The 20517-nt window shown below is 72.6% G+C and carries 18 protein-coding genes; 9 read left to right on the forward strand and 9 right to left on the reverse strand.

What is annotated here, in order from left to right; all coding sequences use genetic code 11:
- Positions 1-4: 4 nt before the first annotated feature.
- The gene (gltB, locus tag MUE36_05980) at positions 5-4561 is read right to left on the reverse strand and encodes a glutamate synthase large subunit (protein ID MCU0310472.1); all 4557 of its coding nucleotides are present in this window, start codon (positions 4559-4561) and stop codon (positions 5-7) included.
- Between the two features lie 179 nt (positions 4562-4740).
- Here gltB and MUE36_05985 point away from each other — a divergent pair, with 179 nt between their 5' ends.
- Complete coding sequence (locus MUE36_05985) at positions 4741-6108, forward strand: M18 family aminopeptidase (GenBank protein MCU0310473.1); 1368 nt, start codon at positions 4741-4743, stop codon at positions 6106-6108.
- A 16-nt stretch (positions 6109-6124) separates the two neighbouring features.
- On the opposite strand, the gene MUE36_05990 is transcribed toward MUE36_05985, so the two are convergent.
- The gene (locus MUE36_05990; protein ID MCU0310474.1) at positions 6125-7636 is read right to left on the reverse strand and encodes an AMP-binding protein; all 1512 of its coding nucleotides are present in this window, start codon (positions 7634-7636) and stop codon (positions 6125-6127) included.
- 83 nt (positions 7637-7719) lie between these two features.
- Between MUE36_05990 and MUE36_05995 the strand changes: the two genes are divergently transcribed.
- The 3 genes from MUE36_05995 (at position 7720) to MUE36_06005 (ending at position 9460) form a co-directional block, all read left to right on the forward strand.
- A complete protein-coding gene (locus MUE36_05995; protein MCU0310475.1) occupies positions 7720-8199 on the forward strand; it encodes a hypothetical protein in 480 nt (159 codons plus the stop codon).
- An 8-nt stretch (positions 8200-8207) separates the two neighbouring features.
- Positions 8208-8792: a hypothetical protein gene (locus MUE36_06000; GenBank protein MCU0310476.1), complete on the forward strand. Its 585-nt coding sequence runs from the start codon at positions 8208-8210 to the stop codon at positions 8790-8792.
- Positions 8793-8860: 68 nt separating this feature from the next.
- Positions 8861-9460, forward strand: a complete 600-nt coding sequence (locus MUE36_06005) for a hypothetical protein (protein MCU0310477.1) — start codon at positions 8861-8863, stop codon at positions 9458-9460.
- Between the two features lie 4 nt (positions 9461-9464).
- On the opposite strand, the gene MUE36_06010 is transcribed toward MUE36_06005, so the two are convergent.
- The 3 genes from MUE36_06010 to MUE36_06020 form a co-directional block, all read right to left on the reverse strand.
- Positions 9465-9896: a hypothetical protein gene (locus MUE36_06010; protein MCU0310478.1), complete on the reverse strand. Its 432-nt coding sequence runs from the start codon at positions 9894-9896 to the stop codon at positions 9465-9467.
- A gap of 31 nt (positions 9897-9927) precedes the next feature.
- Positions 9928-10755 (reverse strand): LCP family protein, encoded by an 828-nt coding sequence (locus MUE36_06015; protein ID MCU0310479.1) that lies wholly within the window; start codon positions 10753-10755, stop codon positions 9928-9930.
- A 529-nt stretch (positions 10756-11284) separates the two neighbouring features.
- Complete coding sequence (locus tag MUE36_06020; GenBank protein ID MCU0310480.1) at positions 11285-11980, reverse strand: class I SAM-dependent methyltransferase; 696 nt, start codon at positions 11978-11980, stop codon at positions 11285-11287.
- 86 nt (positions 11981-12066) lie between these two features.
- On the opposite strand from MUE36_06020, the gene MUE36_06025 reads away from it, so the two are divergent.
- Together MUE36_06025 and MUE36_06030 are read left to right on the forward strand one after the other, a co-directional pair.
- Positions 12067-13308 carry an FAD-dependent oxidoreductase gene (locus tag MUE36_06025; GenBank protein ID MCU0310481.1) on the forward strand — a complete coding sequence of 414 codons (1242 nt, stop codon included), beginning with the start codon at positions 12067-12069 and terminating at the stop codon, positions 13306-13308.
- Positions 13309-13483: 175 nt separating this feature from the next.
- Positions 13484-13861 carry a helix-turn-helix domain-containing protein gene (locus MUE36_06030; protein ID MCU0310482.1) on the forward strand — a complete coding sequence of 126 codons (378 nt, stop codon included), beginning with the start codon at positions 13484-13486 and terminating at the stop codon, positions 13859-13861.
- A 36-nt stretch (positions 13862-13897) separates the two neighbouring features.
- On the opposite strand, the gene MUE36_06035 is transcribed toward MUE36_06030, so the two are convergent.
- A complete protein-coding gene (locus tag MUE36_06035) occupies positions 13898-14326 on the reverse strand; it encodes a flavodoxin domain-containing protein (protein ID MCU0310483.1) in 429 nt (142 codons plus the stop codon).
- 125 nt (positions 14327-14451) lie between these two features.
- On the opposite strand from MUE36_06035, the gene MUE36_06040 reads away from it, so the two are divergent.
- A complete protein-coding gene (locus MUE36_06040) occupies positions 14452-16092 on the forward strand; it encodes a fumarate hydratase (GenBank protein MCU0310484.1) in 1641 nt (546 codons plus the stop codon).
- A 181-nt stretch (positions 16093-16273) separates the two neighbouring features.
- Positions 16274-16522: a hypothetical protein gene (locus tag MUE36_06045; GenBank protein ID MCU0310485.1), complete on the forward strand. Its 249-nt coding sequence runs from the start codon at positions 16274-16276 to the stop codon at positions 16520-16522.
- 15 nt (positions 16523-16537) lie between these two features.
- Here MUE36_06045 and MUE36_06050 read toward each other — a convergent pair whose 3' ends face one another.
- Positions 16538-16828, reverse strand: coding sequence for a hypothetical protein (locus tag MUE36_06050; GenBank protein ID MCU0310486.1), 291 nt, complete (start codon positions 16826-16828; stop codon positions 16538-16540).
- Between the two features lie 83 nt (positions 16829-16911).
- On the reverse strand, positions 16912-17112 hold the full coding sequence (locus MUE36_06055) for a cold-shock protein (protein ID MCU0310487.1): 201 nt from the start codon (positions 17110-17112) through the stop codon (positions 16912-16914).
- A 1247-nt stretch (positions 17113-18359) separates the two neighbouring features.
- Between MUE36_06055 and MUE36_06060 the strand changes: the two genes are divergently transcribed.
- Positions 18360-18779 carry a C40 family peptidase gene (locus MUE36_06060; GenBank protein ID MCU0310488.1) on the forward strand — a complete coding sequence of 140 codons (420 nt, stop codon included), beginning with the start codon at positions 18360-18362 and terminating at the stop codon, positions 18777-18779.
- 45 nt (positions 18780-18824) lie between these two features.
- On the opposite strand, the gene MUE36_06065 is transcribed toward MUE36_06060, so the two are convergent.
- Complete coding sequence (locus tag MUE36_06065) at positions 18825-20387, reverse strand: AMP-binding protein (GenBank protein ID MCU0310489.1); 1563 nt, start codon at positions 20385-20387, stop codon at positions 18825-18827.
- Positions 20388-20517 lie beyond the last annotated feature (130 nt).

The raw sequence follows: 20517 nt of genomic DNA on the forward strand, positions 1-20517 counted from the left end.
GTCCTCAGATCCGGGCGGCGGCCATGACCGCCTCCACGGGGTCGGCGCCGGTGGCCAGCGCGTCGCGCTCGGCGAGCAGCACCCGGCGGTAGTCCTTCGGCATGACCTTCACGAACCGCTCCGCGGAGTGGGTCCACTCGTGGAGGAGCCGTCGTGCGACGGCCGAGTCGGTCTCGGCGAGGTGGCGCTCGACGCGGTGGTGCAGCCACACCAGGTCGTCGTCGTCGAGCGGGTCGAGGTCGACCATCTCGGGGTTCACCCGGGACGGGAACGTCCCGTCGACGTCGAGGACGAAGGCGGTTCCGCCGCTCATGCCCGCCCCGAAGTTGCGACCGGTCGGCCCCAGCACCACGATGCGGCCGCCGGTCATGTATTCACAGCCGTGGTCGCCGACACCTTCGACGACGGCGATCGCGCCGCTGTTGCGGACCCCGAAGCGCTCGCCGACGACGCCGCGGAGGAACACCTCGCCGGCGGTGGCGCCGTAGAGGATGACGTTGCCGGCGATGATGTTCTCCTCGGCCACGAAGGTCGAACCCGCGGGGGGTCGCACGACGAGCCGACCACCGGAGAGGCCCTTGCCGACGTAGTCGTTGGCGTCGCCGGAGAGGCGCAGGGTGATCCCCCGCGGCAGGAACGCCCCGAGGCTCTGGCCGGCCGAGCCGGTGAGGTTCACGACGATCGTGTCGTCGGGCAGCCCGTCCGCGCCGTGGCGGCGGGTCAGCTCGGCGCCGAGCATGGTCCCCACGGTGCGGTTCACGTTGCGCACGGGAAGGTCGATGCTGACCGGCTCACCCGCCGTGAGGGCCGGGCCCGCCCGGGCGATGAGCTCGTTGTCGAGCGCCCGGTCGAGGCCGTGGTCCTGGCCCACGACCTGGTGGCGATGGGCCCCTTCGGGGAGGTCGGGGACGTGGAGCACCGGCGAGAGGTCGAGCCCGGAAGCCTTCCAGTGGTCGACGGCGGCGGTCGCGTCGATCATCTCGACCCGTCCGATGGCCTCGTCGAGGGTGCGGAAGCCGAGCTCGGCGAGCAGCTCGCGCACCTCCTCGGCGATGTACTCGAAGAAGGTCACCACGAACTCGGGCTTCCCGGTGAAGCGCTTGCGCAGCTCGGGGTTCTGCGTCGCGACCCCGACCGGGCACGTGTCGAGGTGGCAGACCCGCATCATCACGCAGCCCGACACGACCAGCGGGGCGGTGGCGAAACCGAACTCCTCGGCGCCGAGCAGGGCCCCGATGACCACGTCGCGGCCGGTCTTGAGCTGCCCGTCGACCTGCACCACGATGCGGTCGCGCAGGTCGTTGAGCAGCAGGGTCTGCTGCGTCTCGGCGAGCCCGAGCTCCCAGGGGCCGCCGGCGTGCTTGAGCGACGTCAACGGGGAGGCACCGGTCCCGCCGTCGTTCCCCGAGATCAACACCACGTCGGCGTGGGCCTTCGAGACACCGGCGGCGACGGTGCCCACACCGATCTCGGCCACCAGCTTGACGTGGATGCGAGCCTGGTCGTTGGCGTTCTTCAGGTCGTGGATGAGCTGGGCGAGGTCCTCGATCGAGTAGATGTCGTGGTGGGGCGGCGGGGAGATGAGCCCCACCCCGGGCGTCGAGTGCCGGGTCTTGGCGATCCAGGGGTACACCTTGCTGCCGGGCAGCTGGCCGCCCTCCCCCGGCTTCGCGCCCTGGGCCATCTTGATCTGGATGTCGTCGGCGTTCACGAGGTAGTCGCTCGTCACCCCGAAGCGGCCCGACGCCACCTGCTTGATGGCCGAGCGCTTCGAGTCGCCGTCGGGCATGGTGACGAACCGCTCGGGGTCCTCGCCGCCCTCGCCGGTGTTGGACTTGCCGCCGAGACGGTTCATGGCGACGGCGAGGGTCTCGTGGGCCTCCGCGGAGATCGAGCCGTAGGACATGGCGCCGGTGGAGAACCGCTTCACGATCTCCGAGACGGGTTCCACCTCCTCGATCGGGACGGGAGGACGCTCACCGGTGCGGAGGCGGAACATGCCGCGCAAGGTGGCGAGCTGGGCCGACTGCTCGTCGACCCGGCGCGTGTACTCCTTGAAGATCTCGTAACGGCGCGAGCGGGTGGCGTGCTGGAGCTTGTAGACGGTCTCGGGGTTGAAGAGGTGGAACTCCCCCTCCCGACGCCACTGGTACTCGCCGCCGACCGCGAGGCTGCGATGGGCCCGCTCGGTCGGGTTGGCGGGGTAGGCCATCGCGTGGCGGCGGCGGACCTCCTCGGCCACCTCGTCGATCCCGATCCCGCCGAGCCGGCTCACGGTGCCGCTGAAGTACTCCTCGACCAGGTCCTCGCCGAGGCCGACGGCCTCGAAGATCTGCGCTCCGGTGTAGGAGGCGACGGTGGAGATGCCCATCTTGGACATGACCTTCAGCACGCCCTTGCTGGCCGCCTTGATGTAGTTGGCGACCGCCTTGTTGGGGTCGTGCATGTCGGTCAGGCCCTCGGCGATGCGGTCCTCGATCGTCTCGAAGGCGAGGTAGGGGTTCACCGCGGCCGCGCCGTACCCGATCAGGAGGCACATGTGGTGCACCTCCCGGGCCTCCCCCGTCTCGACGACGAGCCCCACCTTGGTCCGGGTCTTCTCGCGGATCAGGTGGTGGTGCACGGCGGAGGTGTAGAGCAGGGACGGGATGGGGGCGAGCTCCTCGTCGGCACCGCGGTCGGAGAGCACGAGCATCGTGGCCCCGGCGGCGATGGCCTCGCTGGCCTGGCGCCGAACGTCCTCGATCGCCCGGCGGAGCCCCTCGCCGCCCTCCGCCACGGGATACAGGCAGCGCAGGACGGTCGTCGAGAAGCCGGGGATCACCTCGGCGATGTGGACGATCTTGGCGAGCTCGTCGTTGTCGATGACCGGTCGGGGGATGTGCAGCTGTCGACACGACCCGGGTTGGGGGTTCAACAGGTTCTGCTCCGGGCCGAGGTTGCGACCCAGGGCGGTGACGAGCTCTTCGCGGATCGCGTCGAGCGGCGGGTTCGTGACCTGGGCGAAGAGCTGGTTGAAGTAGTCGAACAGCAGGCGGGGCCGGTCGGAGAGCACGGCGAGGGGCGTGTCGGTGCCCATCGACCCGATGGGCTCGGCCCCGGTGCGGGCCATGGGGTCGAGGAGGATCCGCAGCTCCTCGGACGTGTAGCCGAACACCTGCTGGCGGTTGACGACCGTCCCGTGCAGGCGCAGCTCGTGGCTTCGCGCCGGGAGTCCCTCCAGCGCGATCAGGTTCTGGGCCAGCCACTGGCCGTAGGGGTGGCGGTCGGCGAGGTGTCCCTTGATCTCCTCGTCGCCGATGATGCGACCGGCGGTGGTGTCGACCAGGAACATGCGCCCCGGCTGCAGCCGTCCCTTCTGGACGACCCGGGCGGGATCGACGTCGACGACGCCGACCTCGGACGCCATGACGACGATGTCGTCGGCGGTGACCCAGTAGCGCGACGGGCGCAGCCCGTTGCGGTCGAGCACCGCGCCGATCACCGCACCGTCGGTGAACGCGATCGACGCCGGGCCGTCCCAGGGCTCCATCAGCGAGGAGTGGTAGCGGTAGAAGTCACGCTTCGCGACGGGCATCGAGGGCTGGTGCTCCCAGGCCTCGGGGATCATCATCAACACGGCGTGGGGCAGCTCGTAGCCCCCCATGTGCAGGAGCTCCAGCACCTCGTCGAAGGTGGCCGAGTCGCTCGCCTCGGGGGTGCAGATGGGGAAGATCCGCTCGAGGTCGCCGGGCAGCAGGTCGGAGTGCAGGAGGGCCTCGCGGGCCTGCATCCAGTTCCGGTTGCCCTGGACGGTGTTGATCTCGCCGTTGTGGGCGACGTAGCGGAACGGATGGGCGAGCGGCCACGACGGGAACGTGTTCGTCGAGAACCGGGAGTGCACGAGGGCCAGGGCGGACTCGACCCGCTCGTCGACCAGGTCCGGGAAGAACTCGGGGAGCTGGTTGGTGGTGAGCATGCCCTTGTAGACGAAGGTGCGACACGACAGCGACGGGAAGTACGCCCCTCCCTCGCCGTTCAGCGGCCCCAGCTCGTGCTCGATGCGCTTGCGCACGATGTAGGCCCGTCGCTCGAGCGACATGTCGGCGAGCCCGTCGCCGGCCAGGAAGGGCTGACGGAACGAGGGCTCGACCGAGCGGGCCTGTGAACCGATCATCGAGTCGTCGTGGGGGACGTCGCGCCAGCCGAGGACCCGGAGGCCCTCGCTGGTGGCGATCTTCTCGACGGCGTCGACGACCTCGGCCGCCGCGTCCGGGTCCTTCGGGAGGAACCCCAGGCCGGTGGCGTACTGGCCCTCGGCGGGGAGCGGGAACTCCACGACGTCACGCAGGAACCGGTCCGGGATCTGGATGAGGATGCCGGCGCCGTCGCCGGTGTTCGTCTCGGCCCCGGCCGCGCCCCGGTGCTCGAGGTTGCACAGGGCCCCGACGCCCTGGACCACGATGTCGTGGCTCCTGAGGCCCTTCATGTGGACGACGAAGCTCACCCCGCAGGCATCGTGCTCGAAGCGCGGGTCGTAGAGCCCTTGGCGGGGTGGGGACAGGGGGGAATGCGAGGCCATACGTCTTCCTGGGAGCGTGGGGTGGCCCGGGCGGGCGCTGGACACGACACGCGTGGCGGGGACGACGTTGGCCCCTCAGCGGAGGTTGCACCGTAGCCGTCCGCGACGGGTACGGGCCACTCCGGGAGCGAGGGTTCGTGGCTCACGTCGGGACGGATCGAGGGCGTTAGGGTGCCCGGGTGGCTGCACCCGACCGGTCCGACCGCACCACCCCCCCGGCCGGCGACGGCGCGGCGTCGTTCACGACCCAGGCCGCCGACTTGTGCGCCTTCCTCGACGCCGCCCCGTCGCCGTACCACGCCGTGCAGGAGTGCGCCCGCCGGCTCGACGGGGCCGGCTTCCAGCAGGTGCTCGAGGCCGACGAGTGGCCGGTCGGTCCGGGGCGGCGCTACGTGGCCCGGGGCGGCGCCCTCGTCGCATGGGTGGTGGGTGACGACCGCCACCCTGCGCAGGGGTTCCACCTGGTCGGCGCCCACACGGACTCACCGAACCTGCGCGTCAAGCCGCACGCCGACACGGGGGGCCACGGTTGGCGACAGGTCGGCGTGGAGGTCTACGGCGGTGCGCTGCTGAACTCCTGGCTGGACCGAGACCTCGGGCTGTCCGGACGCGTGACGGTCCGGGGTCGCCACGGTCCCGAGGTCCGCCTCGTCCGCGATGACCGGCCGCTCCTGCGCGTCGCCCAGCTCGCCATCCACCTCGACCGGGGCGTGAACGACAAGGGCCTGGTGCTCGACCCACAGCGCCACATGGTGCCGCTGTGGGGCACGGGCCCGGTGGGCGTCGGCGACCTGGTCGCCCTGTTGGCCGAGCGGGCGGACGTGGCCCCTGCCGACGTCCTGGCCCACGACGTGATGCTCCACGACCTCACCCCGGCGACCGTGCTCGGTGTCGACCGCTCACTGCTCGCCGGCGCCCGCATCGACAACCTACTGTCCTGCCATGCCGCGGTGGACGCCATGCTCCGGACCGTGGCCACGCGGGAGGAGGGCCCTCGACCGGTGCCGGTGATCTGCCTGTTCGACCACGAGGAGGTGGGCAGCGCCACCACCACCGGCGCCGCCGGCCCGATGCTCGCCACCACGCTCGAGCGGATCGCCTCGGCGGCGGGGCTCGGGCGCGACGAGTGGTTCCGGGCACTCGCCGCGTCGATCTGCGTCTCCGCCGACGGAGCGCACGCCACGCACCCCAACTACGCCGAACGCCACGAGCCCGAGCACCACGTCGCCCCGAACGCCGGTCCGGTGCTGAAAGCCAACGCCAACGCCCGCTACGCGACGGATGCGATCGGGGCGGCGAGGGTGCGGGCGGCGGCCGAGTCCGTCGGCGTGCCCCTCCAGGACTTCGTGTCCCGCACCGACATGCCGTGCGGCTCGACGATCGGGCCGGTCACCGCCACCCGTCTGGGGATCGACACGGTCGACGTCGGCGTCGCCCAGCTCTCCATGCACTCCGCTCGTGAGCTGTGCGGTGTCGACGACCCGGAGTGGTTCGCCCGGTTGCTGTCGGCCGTCCTCCACGACGGCCCCGTCGCGCCCACCACCTGAACGTCCGGACCTCTGCTCAGATGCGGCGCCCACCTTCGGGCCAGTAGCGGTCCCGCAGCACGCGGGTGTGCAGCTTGCCCGTCGTGAAACGGGGCAGGGCCTCCTCGAAGTCGACGGAGCGGGGCACCTTGTAGCCGGCCAGGCGTTCACGGGCGAAGGCCAGGATCTCCTCGGCCAGCTCCTCGGAGGGACGACGGTCGCCGAGCAGCTCCACCGCCGCCTTGACCTGCTCCCCCCACTCCTCGTCGGGGACGCCGAACACGGCCACGTCAGCCACCGCGGGGTGGTCGGCGAGCACCTGGGCCACCTCAGTGGGGTAGACGTTCATCCCCCCGGTGATGATCATGTCGGCAGCCCGGTCCGAGAGGTGCACGAACCCGTCGTCGTCGACCCGTCCGATGTCGCCGAGCGTGTACACCCCGGGGGAGGCGAACGCCGCCGCGGTCTTCTCCGGGGCGTTGTGGTACTCGAAGACGCGGTCCGAGAGGACGTTGCGACACCAGAGCAGGCCCTCGTCACCGGTGGGGAGCGGTGCGCCCGCGGTGTCCCCGGCGTAGACCTCGTAGGTGGACACCGGCCGCCCGACGGTGCCGGGGTGGTCGAGCCACTCCTGCGTGGTGGCCACGGTGACGTAGCCCCCCTCGCTCCCCCCCCAGTACTCGACGAGGATCGGGCCCCACCAGTCGATCATGCGGTGCTTGACACCGGGCGCGACGGGCGCCGCCCCGTGCAGCACCGTGCGCAGCGAGGAGCCGTCGAACCGGGCGCGCTCCTCGTCGGGCAGCCGCAGCAGGCGGACGAACATCGTCGGGACGAGGTGCGTCGTCGTCACGTGGTGCCGGTCGACCAGCTCGAGGAAGGTGCGCTCGTCCCAGCGGGGCATGAGCACGAGCGGCGCACCGTTGTGGAGGTCGAACAGCGCGAAGCCCAACGGTGCGGCGTGGTGCAGCGGGCCGGTGACCAGATGGGGGCCTGCGCCGGTCAGCCCGAGGGGACGACCCGAGGCGGCCAGTGCCCGCAGCTGGGCCCCCAGGTCCGAGGCGACCCACCGACGCACGCCCTTCGGACGCCCGGTGGTGCCGCTCGTGTAGAACATCGTCCCGCCGGCCGGCCCGCTGAGCGGGTACGGCGTGGTCGTGGTCGCGGCGAGCCGGTCGTCCAGGTCGTCGCCGGCGACCACCACGTTCCTGTTCCCGGCGGCCCGACGGGCGAGCTCCTCGTGCTCGGGATCGGCGAGCACCACGGTCGCCCCCGAGTCGTCGAGCACGTAGCGGACCTCGTCGAGGGTGAGGTGGCGGTTGACCGGCGTGAGCCACGCGCCCGAGAGGGTGGCCGCCAGGACCGCCTCGACCACCTCGACCCGGTTGCCCCAGAGGGCGGCGACATGTCCGCCCGTCCCGACGCCGAGGAACTCGAGGAGCCGTCCCAGCCGGGTGGCCCGGTCGAGGAGCTCACCGCGGGTGCGACGTCGCGTCCCGTCGTCGAGCGCCGCCGCGTCGGGATCTCGGGCGACGAGGTCGGTGAACACCGGCCGATGCTCGCACGCCGGGAGCAGCCGGGTGCACGGGCGACGGTTGTGACCCCTCGGGGAGGTCGCCGTACCCTTCGTGCGTGCGTCGCCGCGGACCCATGACCCTGCTCGTCGCCGCCGCGGCCGTCGCGTTCCTCGCAGGGTGCAGCGGTGACCCCGGCGCCGAGCCGCCGGCCGTCACCTCGCCGGTGACCCTGCCCACCGAGCTCGACCCGACGGCGCCCACCAGCGCACCCGGTTCGACGCCGACGCCCTCCGCCCCCGCCCCCTCCGCGGCACCTGCGGAGGGTCTGCGCATCGAGAGCTTCGCGGTGCGGGCTCCCCTCACCTGCGACGGGACGGAGTTCACCGCCCGCGCCGAGTGGACGGCGTCCGGGGCGGTCGGCGCCACGATCGTCGTCGACGGGGCGACGCTCGACGCCCCGGTGCCCGTCGCCGGCCCGGTGGACCTCACCCTCCCGTGCGACGGGTCGGCCCACCCGGTGCTGCTGGTCCTGGCCGCGGCCGACGGTTCGACCGTCGTGGGTTCCCAGGCCGTCCTGGCCAGCCCGGCCCGCTGATGGCGGAGATGACGCTCACCGAGGCGCTCACGGTCCTCGGGGTCGCACCGGGGACCCCCATGGCGGAGGTGCGCACGGCGTACCGGGCCCTGGTGCGGTCCAACCACCCCGATGTCGTGGACCGACCCCTCGCCACCGAGCGCACCGCCCGGGTGACGACGGCGTTCGCCACGGTCCGCTCGGCGGTCCTGGCCGGTGGCGCCGGGGTCGTCCCCGAGGTGACGCCGACCGCCACCGACCTCCCCGAGCCGCCGGCCCGCCCGGCGCCACGGTGGTCGTCGGACCAGGTCGCCGCGGACGCCGTGGACGGGGACACGATCGCCATCGAGGCGCCCGCCGCCGAAGCCTTCGCGCTGCTGCTCGACGCCGCCGCGACGGTGGGCAGCGTCGGCTACGTCGACCGCCACCTCGGGATCCTCGAGGTGCTCGTCCGCTTCGAGGGCGGCCCGACGTGCTCGGTGCTGATCACGCTGCAGGGCCGAGCCTTCGGCACCGACGCCTTCTGCACCATCGACTCCATCGAGGCGACGCCCGCTCCCCCGATCAGACCGGTCGTCGAGGCGCTCGTGGGAGCGTTGACCGCGCCCGGCTGACCATCCACCTCCGAGCGAGCCGACCGCGTCAGCATTGGTGAGGCGTCGAACATCGGGGAGGTGTCCGGATGACCATGGTCAGTCGAGCCTGGATGTTGGACCCGGTCGAGTTCCACCTCGACCTGGAGGCCCGGCGCCGACGCGGCGACGGCACCCTGGCCTGGCGGGACGAGGCCGTGCTCGTCTGGGAGCAACCCGATCCCGTCGTGCGCTCCTACCTCGAGCTGCTCCCCCTGTCGGATCCCGAGGACTGGCTGCTGGCCCCCGAGCCCGGTCACCTCGTCGAGTGGTACCGGGTGTTGATGGCGCCGTACCTCATCCCCACCCGGGCGTTCCGCTCGCCCGACCTGATGCGCCGGCGCTTCCCCGATCTGGGCTGGCCGCCGAGCGAGGCCCGCCGCCTGGCGCGGGGCCGTGAGCTGCTCGACCTCGCCGCGTCGTTCGCGCCCGACGCCGTGGTCGCCGAGCTCTCGCCGCTCATGCGCCTGGGCAACAAGGGGTGGCTCCACGACGACGACATCGCCGCCGGGCTCGAGCGGATGCGCCGGCTCGAGCGTGGGGCGTTCCGCCACCACCAGGACCTGGTGCCGGTGGTCGAGAACGCCTTCGAGGTGCTCGAGGCTGCGGCCACGAAGCCCGATCACATCTTCTTGAGCATCACCGACTGAGCACTCAGGGGTGCCCGCTGCGGCGCCGACCGGTGAGGGCGGCCAGGAGGGCGATCGCCGCGTAGCACACCACCACGCCCCAGAACCACGGATCCGCAGGGTTCTCGAGGTAACGGGCGAACCCGACCCCGAGGCCCACGCCGAGCGGCACCGTGACCGCCACGAGACGACGGGGCGACGGTGCCCACCATCCCAGGTGCTCCGCCACGAAGTCGACCAGCGCCGGGAGCGGCAGCACGACGAGCGCGACGATCCCGAACGCCTCGGGGAAGCGGGCGCCCAGCAGGGCGAGGGCCAGGACCGCGAAGGCGAGCGGGTAGAGCACCGTGCACCGCCGACACACGTGGGCGCGCCCGACGCGCACGCAGCGGTCGTAGTCCTCGGGCCAGTGGTGCGACAGCCAGAGCGGGGTGGTGCGCCCCTCGTCGCGGTTCACCGTGGGTCTCGGCGCATCGCGCCCCGCCACCTCACCGGGAGAACCCGGCGAACACCTCGTCGGCGCCGGGGCCCAGCTCGAGGACGGCGGCGCCGCCGGTCGTGGTCCGTGGGGTGACCGGGAGGGTCACCGCCACCGGCGACGCGCCTCTCAGCGCCCAGCCCAGACGCAGCGCGCCGAAGTAGGTGAGGTCGTCGTCGATGCGCATCCCGCCGCCCACCGCGCCGGGGATGCGGGCGAGGGCGAGCGGGTTGCGGGTGTCGGCCACGGATCCGAGCAGGGTGGTGAGGAACGCCCGCTGGCGCTCGGTCCGGCCGATGTCGCCGGTCGGGTCGGCCTGCCAACGACCGTCGACGAGCTGTTCGTAGTAGCGGCTGCGCACGTAGGCCAGCGCCTGGTCCCCGTCGAGGGTGACGGGGCCGGCCTCGTCGACCTGGAGCCCCGAGTTGGCGTCCCGGGCCGGTGCGGGGAACTCGACGGTGATCCCCCCGATGGCGTCGACGAGCCCCGCGAAGCTCACGAAGTCGATCTCCATGTAGTGGTTGACGGGGATGCCGAGCTGCTCGACCGCCGTGATCAGGTTCGCCGGGCCGGCGGCGAAGGTGGAGTTGATGCGTCCCTTGTCGCCCGTGGCCGGGTCGGTCACCCAGAGGTCGCGGGGGATCGACAGCAGTGTCGTCGGCCCACCGCCGACGCGCAGCACCATGATCGTGTCGGTGCGGGACCCGGCGACGCCTTCGTCGAGGAACGCCCCGGCGTTGGGGGACGAGGGATCGATGCCCTCCCGCGAGTCGGTGCCGACGATGAGGTAGTTCGTCCCCGCGCCCGCCTGCGGGGCGAGCGCCGCGGACACGTCCACGGTCGCGATCCGTGAGAACTGCCACCAGCCGAACAGGAGAGCGAGCACAGGGACGAGGACGACGAACCCGAGGGCCAGGGCGACGATCCTGCGCCACGGGGGTCTCGAGCGCGGGGCGCTCGGGGTGGGTGCCGGTCGCGGCGGCCGAGGGGCCCGACCCCCCGGCGGCGACGCCGGCGGCGCCGGTGGCGGTGGTGCGACCGCTGCCGCTCGGACGGGCGCCGGCAGGGCGCCGCTCCCCGAGCTGCGGCCCAGCACGGTGACCCGCCGTGCGGCCCGCCCCGGGTCCGCCACGTTCCATGGCGCCGGACCGGGAGGCGCCGGGGGCGACGGCTCAGGCGACGGCGGCGGCGGAGCGGCCCCGGCCGGAGCCGCCGAACCGCCCACCACCACCTTGCGGGACTCGGCGTCCGCCGACCGACCGATCACACGACGACCCGGTGGCACCGGCGCGTCGTCGGTGTCGCTCACGGTGTGGTCCGACAGGGCACGGCGACCGAGCGTAGGGCGCCGCCCACCATGGTCGGGGTCACAGCTGACCCCACACGACGAGATGGCGATCGGGGACCGCCGTCACGTGGAGCGCTCCCAGCAGGCCGGCACGACGGAGCTGGTCCTCGACCTCGGCGGGTCGGTACGCAGCTCGCAGGGAACGCCGGAAGTCCTCCCGGAGGACCTCGGGCTCGCCGGCCGCCTCGCGGGCCACGAGGTCGTCCACCTCGGCGGACGTGACCGGGCGGGACAGGTCGGCGACGTGGACGAGCGTGCCGGGGACGGCGAGCGCCGCCACGGCCGCCCAAAGGTCGCCAGGGTCACGGAGGTGGTGGAGGAGGCTGTTCGAGACCACGAGGTCGGCGGGGCCGATGCTCGCGCCGAGCGCCGCGTCCACCCGTGCGAGGTGCAGCACGACGCGCTCGGCGAGGTGCGCGTCGCGCACCCGGTCCCGGCCGTGGCCGAGCATCGCCGGCCCGGCGTCCACGCCTGCGATCGTCGCGCCCGGCAGCGCCCGGGCGAGCCGCACCGTCACGTCGGCGGGCCCGCACCCGAGGTCGACGACGCGTAGGCGACGGTCCCGCACGCCCGGGTGCCGGTCGAGGAGGTCTCGGACGAGGGCGTCGTGCGCGGCCGCGAAGTCGGCGGCGGCGTACGCGGCGGCCTGGGCCGGGTCCTCCATCAGCTCGGGCTCGGGGATCCGCTGATCGAGTCGCTCGCCGTCCTCGCCCACCTCCGTCGAGGGTACCGAACGACGGCCTGGCAGGGGTCGATCCGGACCGACCCGGAGCCCGGCCCCGCTGGGTAGCGTCGGGCGTCATGGACCACGACGTCGTCGTCATCGGGGCGGGACTCGCCGGCCTGGTGGCCGCGCGCACCCTCGCCGCGGCCGGGCTCGACGTGGTCGTGCTCGAGGCGTCGGACGGGGTGGGCGGTCGGGTTCGCACGGACCGGGTGGACGGCTTCCGGCTGGACAGGGGGTTCCAGGTCCTGCTCACCGCGTACCCGGAGCTCGAGCGCTGGATCGACGTCCCCGCCCTCGACCTCCGCCCCTTCGAGCCGGGGGCCGTGGTGCGCGTGGACGGGGTGTTCCATCGGGTGGGCGACCCCCGGCGCGCCCCGTGGCAGGCGCTCACCACGGTGCGGGCGCCGATCGGGACGCTGGCCGACAAGGTCAGGGTGCTGGCCCTGGTGGCGTCCGTGGTCCGCGGCCCGGCCCGCGACCTGTTGCGCCGTCCCGACCGGACCACCCTCGAACGCCTCGACGACGCCGGGTTCAGCCCCGTGATCGTCGAGCGGTTCTTCCGACCCCTCTTCGCCGGCATCCAGCTCGACCCCGCACTGGAGGTGTCCTCGCGGCGCTTCGAGATGATCCTGCGGATGCTCGCCGTGGGCGCCACGGGCGTCCCCGCGCAGGGCATGGGCGCCCTCCCCGCCCAGATCGCCGGCGGGCTGGCCGACGGCGTCGTCCGGCTCGACCACCCGGTCGAGCGGATCGAGGGCCGTGCTGCGGTCCTGCCCGACGGACGGCGGGTGGAGGGCCGTGCCCTCGTGGTGGCGACCGCCGGTCCGGTGGCCTCCCGCCTGCTCGGGCTCCCCGATCCGGGCTCCCGCCCGGTGGCGGCGCTCTGGTACGCCACGCCGGAACCACCCCGACGGGGCACGGCACTCCTCCTCGACGGCGATCGGTCCGGTCCGGCCCGCAACGTGGCCGTCATGAGCGAGGTCGCCCCGGGGTACGCCCCGCCGGGCCGACACCTCGTCGTCGCCGCCGTCCCCGGCCCCGCCGCCCTCGGGCCGGGCCTCGAGGAGACCACGACCGCCCAGATGCGCACCTGGTTCGGGGGGGCCGTCGAGGAGTGGGAGACGGTGCGGATGGACGTGATCCCCCACGGCCAGCCCGACCAGCGGCCTCCTCTCCTGCCCCGCCGCCGCGTGGCGCTCGGCGACGGGCGCTACGTGTGCGGCGACCATCGCGACACCGCGTCCATCCAGGGGGCGATGTTCTCCGGGAGGCGCACCGGCGAGCGGATCATCGCCGACCTGGGCACGGCGCGCTGACGCGGAGGGCGTCACCGGGATCGCCGCCCGCTCCGGGGGGGGGGGGGGACCGGTCTGCGTCAGCAGGGCTTGTCGATCGCTTGCGACCCTTGCGAGAGCTGTAGTAGCAACACCACGGCGAGCGGTGGAGTGGAACCGCCGGGGTCCCGCACGACGGCGGCGGGCGGGGAGCAGGATGGACACGACCGAGGAACAACGACAGGCCTTCGGTCGAGCGGTACGCCAACGTCTCGAGGACCAGGGCCGCAGCCGGGCCTGGCTCGGGAGCGAGGTGGCGCGCTGCGAGATGGGGGACGGCAGCCGGCCCTACACCGCCTCCGCGGTCACGATGTGGGTGAACGGCGACACCGAGCCGACGCGCCCCAAGGTCTGGGCGATCGAGGAGGCGCTCGGGACGAAGCCCGGCACCCTGTCGCGCCTGCTCGGCTACCTGCCGCTCGACGCACGGGCGGTCACGAGCGTCCCCGGCGCCATCGAGCAGGACCCCCGCCTCGACGAGGACGGTCGACGCATCCTGTTGTCCGTCTACCGGGTGCTCACCGAGCCGGGTTGATCCGACCGGCGCAGGGGGCGGACCGGCCGATGGCGCTCACGAGGCGGCGCTGACCACCCCGAGGATGCGCTCGACGAACTCGCGGCTGCCCTCCTCGAGGCGGTTCCGTTTGATCGCCATCCCGCCGATCACGTCACCGCCCCGGTCTGCGACGATGGCGCTGAGCTTGTCGAGCGTGGGTCCGGTGTCGAGGGCGTAGGTGCAGAACACCGCGGCGGTCTTACCGGTGATGAACGGCATCTGGCCGAGTCGGGCCGCCTTGGCGGGGCGCTGGCCGAAGAAGAACAGCCCGTCGGTCCAGCTGCCCACGATGACGAGGTCCGCGTCGGCCAGCGCCTGGTAGTCGATGGCGGCGACGGGGCACACGACGGAGCTCACCCCCTCGGCCCGCAACCCGGCGGCGATGTGACCGGCGGCCTTGGCCGTGTTGCCGGTGAGGCTCTCGTAGATGACGACGGCACGCATGGGCTCGATCCTCCCGGGACCGGTGACGAACCGCCAGAGACTAACGACCCGTCGGCGACCCGCTCACGATGCGCGGACCCCGCTCGAGGGTTCGGGCGTCCGCGGCACGGCGGTACCTTGGCGCCATGGCCGAGTTCACCCATCAGGACCTGCTCCCCCTCGGGCAGGACACCACCCCGTACCGCCTCCTGACGACCGAGGGGGTCGCCACCGTCGACACACCGCTCGGGCCGTTCCTGCAGGTCGACCACGAGGCCCTCACCCTGCTCACCGCCGAGGCCATGCGCGAGATCGCCCACTTCCTGCGTCCCGGTCACCTCGCCCAGCTGTCGTCGATCCTCGACGACCCCGAGGCCTCCGGCAACGACCGTTTCGTGGCCCTCGACCTGCTGCGCAACGCCAACATCGCCGCCGGGGGCGTGCTCCCGTCCTGCCAGGACACGGGCACGGCGATCGTGAAGGGCAAGAAGGGCCAGTTCGTGATGACGGGCGGCGGCGACGAGGCCGCCATCGCCCGGGGGGTCTTCGACACCTACCAGACCTCCAACCTGCGCTACTCGCAGATGGCCCCCCTCGACATGTACCGGGAGCAGAACACCGGCACGAACCTCCCGGCGGAGATCGAGATCGCCGCGGTCGACGGGTCGGAGTACAAGCTCCTCTTCATGGCCAAGGGCGGCGGCTCGGCGAACAAGAGCTACCTCTTCCAGGAGACCAAGGCCCTCCTCAACCCCCGGAGCCTCCTCGAGTTCGTGGCCACCAAGATGGACCTGCTCGGGACGTCGGCGTGCCCGCCGTACCACCTCGCCCTCGTGGTGGGCGGCACCTCCGCGGAGTACGCGCTGAAGACCGCGAAACTCGCCTCGGCGCGCTACCTCGACAGCCTGCCCACGACCGGCAACGAGCTCGGCCGGGGCTTCCGCGACCTGGACCTCGAGCTCGAGATCCTGAAGGTCTCCCAGCAGTCCGGCATCGGTGCCCAGTTCGGCGGGAAGTACTTCTGTCACGACGTGCGGGTGATCCGCCTCCCCCGTCACGGTGCGTCGTGCCCGGTGGCCATCGCCGTGTCGTGCTCCGCAGACCGCCAGGCCCTCGGCAGGATCACCGCCGACGGGGTCTTCCTCGAACAGCTCGAGCACGACCCGGCGCAGTACCTGCCCGAGGTCACCGACGAGCACCTCGACGACGACGTCGTCCGGATCGACCTGACCCGACCGATGGCGGAGATCCGCTCCGAGCTGTCCCGTCTGCCGGTGAAGACCCGGGTCTCGCTCACCGGGCCGATGATCGTGGCCCGCGACATCGCCCACGCCAAGCTGAAGGAGCGCATCGACGCCGGGGAGGGGCTGCCGCAGTACATGCTCGACCACTGCGTCTACTACGCCGGGCCGGCCAAGACGCCCGACGGCTACGCCTCGGGCAGCTTCGGCCCCACCACGGCGGGGCGGATGGACTCCTACGTCGACCTCTTCCAGGAGCACGGCGGCAGCCTCGTCATGCTCGCCAAGGGGAACCGCTCGCGGGCTGTCACCGAGGCGTGCGCCCGCCACGGCGGCTTCTACCTGGGGTCGATCGGCGGGCCGGCCGCCCGGCTGGCCCTCGACTGCATCCGCAAGGTCGAGGTCCTCGAGTACCCCGAGCTCGGCATGGAAGCGGTGTGGCGCATCGAAGTCGAGGACTTCCCGGCCTTCGTGGTGGTGGACGACAAGGGGAACGACTTCTTCGAAGAGGTCGCCAAGAGCCGGCCGGTCACCCTCAGCCGCTGATCCCGGCTCGTCGCACCGGCACCTTCGACGGGATCCCTGGCACGCCGTCGCCAACCGGGCCAAGATGGTCCGACAGCGGGTCACCGCCGTCCCGGCGGGGCCCCCGTCCCCAGGAGGTCCGCCCATGGGAGCACGGCATCGTGGAGGTCGCCGAGACCGACGGGTCCTGCCCGGCCGGACGATGCGCAGGGTCGAGCACCGGAAGGTGCGCCACCTCGCCCACGTCCAACTCCACCAGGCGGCCCACGGGCTCGACCTCGACGAGCTGGTGGTCGCCGAAGCGATCCGTCGCCACGGCTACGACGACGCGGTGAGCGAGCCCGAGGCCATCGGGCCGAAGCGGATCAAGCACTGGAAGACACCGTTCTGGAAGCGCCGCAACGTGCTGCGCGCCCAGCGCTGGCAGCTCGCGCTGGCCGACCTGGACTGACCGACCGATCGGGCCTCAGTCGACCTGGAGGCGTTCGAGCAGCTCGATCTTGCGCTCCTCGAACTCGTCGAACTCGATCTCCTTGGCCTCGTACTGGCGGTGCAACTCCTCGACCAGAGCCAACAGCTCGCCGGCGGTCAGCTCGTGACCGTCATCGGCGAGCAGCGCGGCGGTGTCGGGGGCCTCGATGGGCGTGCCGTCCTCGGCCTCGCCCCGCCCCTGGCGCTTCTCCCGCTTGCTCGCGGCCTTGGCCTTCTTGGCCCGATCCCTCTGCAACTTCTCGAAACTCGTGCGCTGTGCCCCCATCGGACACCGCCTTTCCTCTACCCGGGCAGAAACTGCATGGAGCTGCCGGCCCGGAGGGCCGGCAGCTCCGGTCGACCCGAAGGTCAGATGGGGCGGACGTTCTGGGCTTCCTCGCCCTTCCGGCCGGGCGCCACGTCGAACTCGACCTGCTGACCCTCTTCGAGGGTCTTGTAGCCGGAGCCCTGGATGTTGGAGAAGTGCACGAACACATCGTCGCCCTGCTCCCTGGAGATGAAGCCGAAGCCCTTCTCGTTGTTGAAGAACTTCACGGTTCCAGTAGTCAACTGATTTCTCTCTCTACGTGTACGAGGCGGTCGGATGTGACCGCCTCACCGACCACGGTAGAGGACAACCCCCCCGTTCCCCACATCGGCCCTCCTCCCGGGCGCACGCCGTTCACGCGGCCGTCGGTGTCCGTCCACCCGCGCGCCTCAATTGCTCCACCTTGCCTGCCGACACTATGGACGTGATGTTCGGTCTGTTCCCGCGCGCCCGCTCGGGTCGGGCGCGCCCGTGGTCGATCGGGGTCGCCGTCGCGTCGGCGGCGGTGCTCGTGGCCACCCTGCTGCCGACTCCCCCGGTCGGGGCCGACGATCCGGCCGATGCCGTGGCCCCGGCGATGGAGCGCCTCACGGCTTCGGTCGACCGGGTCGTGGCCGCCGAGGCGGTGTCGGCGACGGCGCTGGCGGGCCGCCAGGACGCCGCCGAGCTCGAAGCCCGCACCGCCGCGGAGCGCAACCGGACCAGTGCCGCCCACGACGACCAGCGCGCCCGTTACGGACAGCTCGGAGCGGCCAGCTACGTCCGACACGGCGTGGCCTCGGCCCGCGACCACCAGGTCATGGTGGCCGCGCTCACCGCCCGCAAGGCCCTCCTCGCCGAGGCCGCCGAGGCCGCCGAGGCCGCCGAGGAGGCGCACCGGTCTGCTGCCGCCGCCCTCGTCGCCGCGGAGCGGGCGGCCGACGCCGCCGAGACCGAGCGTGTCGCCGCGGAGGCCCAGCGCGGCGCCGACGAGGTGGCCGCCGACCAGACCCTCGCCGCCGTCGGGGCCACCGACCTGCCGGCCGTGGCCTACCTCGCCTACAAGCGGGCCGCCGAGACGGCCAACTCGACCGACCCCGGTTGTCGCCTCTCCGGCGCGGTGCTCGCCGGCCTGGGTCGGGTGGCCTGGCGCCACGGCCGACCGACCGGCCCGACCGCCGAGCTGGGCTTCGTCGAGCCGGGTCCCGGCGAACCTCGTGGCCCCTACGACCTCGAACGGGCGTCGGCCCCGGTCGCCGAACGCCTCTGTGCGGGCGACAGCGCCCTCGACTCCTTCGCTCCGCTGCAGCGGGCGGTGTGGGAGATCGAGCAGGACTCGGCGCGGGTGCGCATCATCCTCGCCGCCGCCCGCCGGTACTCCCGGATCCCCGGCGTCGATCTCGGGGCGGTGCCCGACGATCCGTACCAGGCGGCCGACGGCGTCCCGCAGTTCGACGACGGCTCACCTCCGCTGTTCCCGGGTGACGTGGCCGGGATGATCGACTGGGCGATGAGCCGTCTTGGTACCCCCTACTCCCAGTGCCTCGGACCGGAGGCCCGCCCCCAGGACCCGATCTGCCCGCCCGGCACCAACCGCTACGGCGCAGGGTTCTTCGACTGCTCCGGATTCGTGTGGAGTGCGTACCGCAAGATCGGGATCGCGGTGCCGGCCACGACCTACGCCATGGAGGCCGACCCCGCGTTCATGGCGCTGAAGGTGGCGGATCGGCTCGATCCGAGGCTGCTCCTGCCCGGCGACGTGTTCCTCATGGACGGCCACACCGGCATGTACGTGGGCGGCGGGATGATCATCCACGCATCGGGCGGGGGGCTCGGCATGGAGCCGATCCCGAGCTGGGTGGCCCACGCCACCTTCGCGGTGCTGCGCCCGACCATCCCCTTCGGCGCCCCCGGTCCCCTCCCGGGCTGACACTCGCGCACCACGGGGTCACCTCGACGAGAGCACGAACCGCGGCTACGGCCAGGGCTTCTCGCGATAGGTGTCACGGAGGTCCTGCTTGAGGACCTTGCGCAGCGTCTGGTTCCGGGGCAGCTCGTCGACGACTTCCAGCTGCTCGGGGATCTTCTGGCGCATCAGATCCGCGGCCTTCAGGTGCTCGACCATCTCGTCGAAGGTGAGGTCGTCGGCGCCCTCGGCCCGCTCGACCACGGCGCAGACCCGTTCGCCCCGCTCCGGATCGGGCAGGCCGATGACCGCGACGTCACCGACCTTCGGGTGCTGGTAGAGGAGGTCCTCGACCTCCTTGGCCGAGATGTTCTCGCCCTTGCGGATGATCACGTCCTTGAGGCGACCGGTGAGCACGACGTGGCCGGACTCGTCGAGGTGGCCGAGGTCGCCCGTGCGGAAGTACCCGTCCACGTCGAAGGCGTCGGCGTCGAGCGAGGAGTCGGTGTAGCCCTTGAACACCATGGGCCCCTTGACCCTCACCTCGCCGTCGACCCCTGCCGCGGCGACGACGCCCTCGCTGGTGACGATGCGCACGTCGCAGGCGGTGACGGGGTGGCCGTCGGTGTAGGTGAGCTGGTCGTCGGTGTCCGACGGCCCGCCCTGGGCGATCATCGGGCACTCGGTCATGCCGTAGCCGTGGCAGATCGGGATGCCCATCTCCCGTTTCACCTCGAAGAACATCTCCGGGGGCTTGGGTGCGCCGCCCCCCGACAGCAGGCGCAGCGACGGGATGATCGGCGTGCCCGGTTGCGTGCGCTGCTTGGCGAGGTACATCTGGTAGAACGCGGGGCCGCCGCCGGCCATGGTGGCACCCTTCCGGGCGAAGAGCTCGACGGCGGCGTCGAGCGCGAAGTCCTCGACGAGCACGGCCCCGCACCCGCGGTAGAGCAACATGATCAGGTAGTCGGGGCCGGCGATGTGGGCGAAGGGGAACGCCACCGAACCCACGTCGTCGGGAGTGAGCTCGACGGCGTCGGCCAGACCGAGCCCACCGGCGAGGAGCGTGCCGTCGGTGTGCTTCACGCCCTTGGGCGCGGACGTCGTCCCGGACGTGTAGTAGATCCAGCGCACCTCGTCGCCGCTGTCGGGCGGGGCGGGCAGGGAGGCGGGGTCGCCCTCGGGGAGCTCGTCGTAGGTGACGACGACGGTCGGGGCGACCCCGGTGTCGGCGGCGATCCGCCCGGCCATCTCGACGAAGTCGAAGCCCTTCCAGGTACCGGGGACCAGGAAGAACTCGGCCTCGGTCTGGGCGATCACGAACCCGACCTCCCGATCGCGGTAGATGGGAATGATCGGGTTCTGCACCGCGCCCAGTCGGGCGAGGGCGAGGCACGTGAGCACGGTCTCGATGCGGGTCGGCAGCTGCCACGTGACCCGGGTGCCGCGGCCGATGCCGAGACCGGCCAGGCCGGCGGCCACCCGCTCGGCGCGATCGCGCAGCTCGGCGAAGGTGACCTCCCGGTCGTCGCCGTCGAGCAGCACGGCGACGTCGGGCGTGAGCGCGGCCCGGGCCTCCACCAGCTCCCACATCGTCTCGGCCTGCTCGATCGCCTGGTCCTGCGTGGCCACGCCGTACCTCCTGGGTCGTCTCGCCGGTCATCATGCCCCACCTCGACGATGGCGGGCCGCACCGACCGGCCCGCCGGGCGGGCCGACGGGCGGCCCGACGGGTCGCTCCCCGCCGTGCCAGGCTGCCCCC

This window comes from Acidimicrobiales bacterium (genome assembly GCA_025455885.1).
Lineage (GTDB): Bacteria > Actinomycetota > Acidimicrobiia > Acidimicrobiales > Acidimicrobilacustridaceae > Rhabdothermincola_A.

Excerpts from the sequence above, each read along its gene's own strand:
- MUE36_06060 (MCU0310488.1), top strand. The coding sequence starts at position 18,360 with ATGAGCCGTCTTGGTACCCCCTACTCCCAGTGCCTCGGACCGGAGGCC.
- MUE36_06045 (MCU0310485.1), top strand. The coding sequence starts at position 16,274 with ATGCGCAGGGTCGAGCACCGGAAGGTGCGCCACCTCGCCCACGTCCAA.
- MUE36_06000 (MCU0310476.1), top strand. The coding sequence starts at position 8,208 with ATGACGCTCACCGAGGCGCTCACGGTCCTCGGGGTCGCACCGGGGACC.
- MUE36_06040 (MCU0310484.1), top strand. The coding sequence starts at position 14,452 with ATGGCCGAGTTCACCCATCAGGACCTGCTCCCCCTCGGGCAGGACACC.
- MUE36_06030 (MCU0310482.1), top strand. The coding sequence starts at position 13,484 with ATGGACACGACCGAGGAACAACGACAGGCCTTCGGTCGAGCGGTACGC.
- MUE36_06025 (MCU0310481.1), top strand. The coding sequence starts at position 12,067 with ATGGACCACGACGTCGTCGTCATCGGGGCGGGACTCGCCGGCCTGGTG.
- MUE36_06050 (MCU0310486.1), bottom strand. The coding sequence starts at position 16,828 with ATGGGGGCACAGCGCACGAGTTTCGAGAAGTTGCAGAGGGATCGGGCC.
- MUE36_06005 (MCU0310477.1), top strand. The coding sequence starts at position 8,861 with ATGACCATGGTCAGTCGAGCCTGGATGTTGGACCCGGTCGAGTTCCAC.
- MUE36_06035 (MCU0310483.1), bottom strand. The coding sequence starts at position 14,326 with ATGCGTGCCGTCGTCATCTACGAGAGCCTCACCGGCAACACGGCCAAG.
- gltB (MCU0310472.1), bottom strand. The coding sequence starts at position 4,561 with ATGGCCTCGCATTCCCCCCTGTCCCCACCCCGCCAAGGGCTCTACGAC.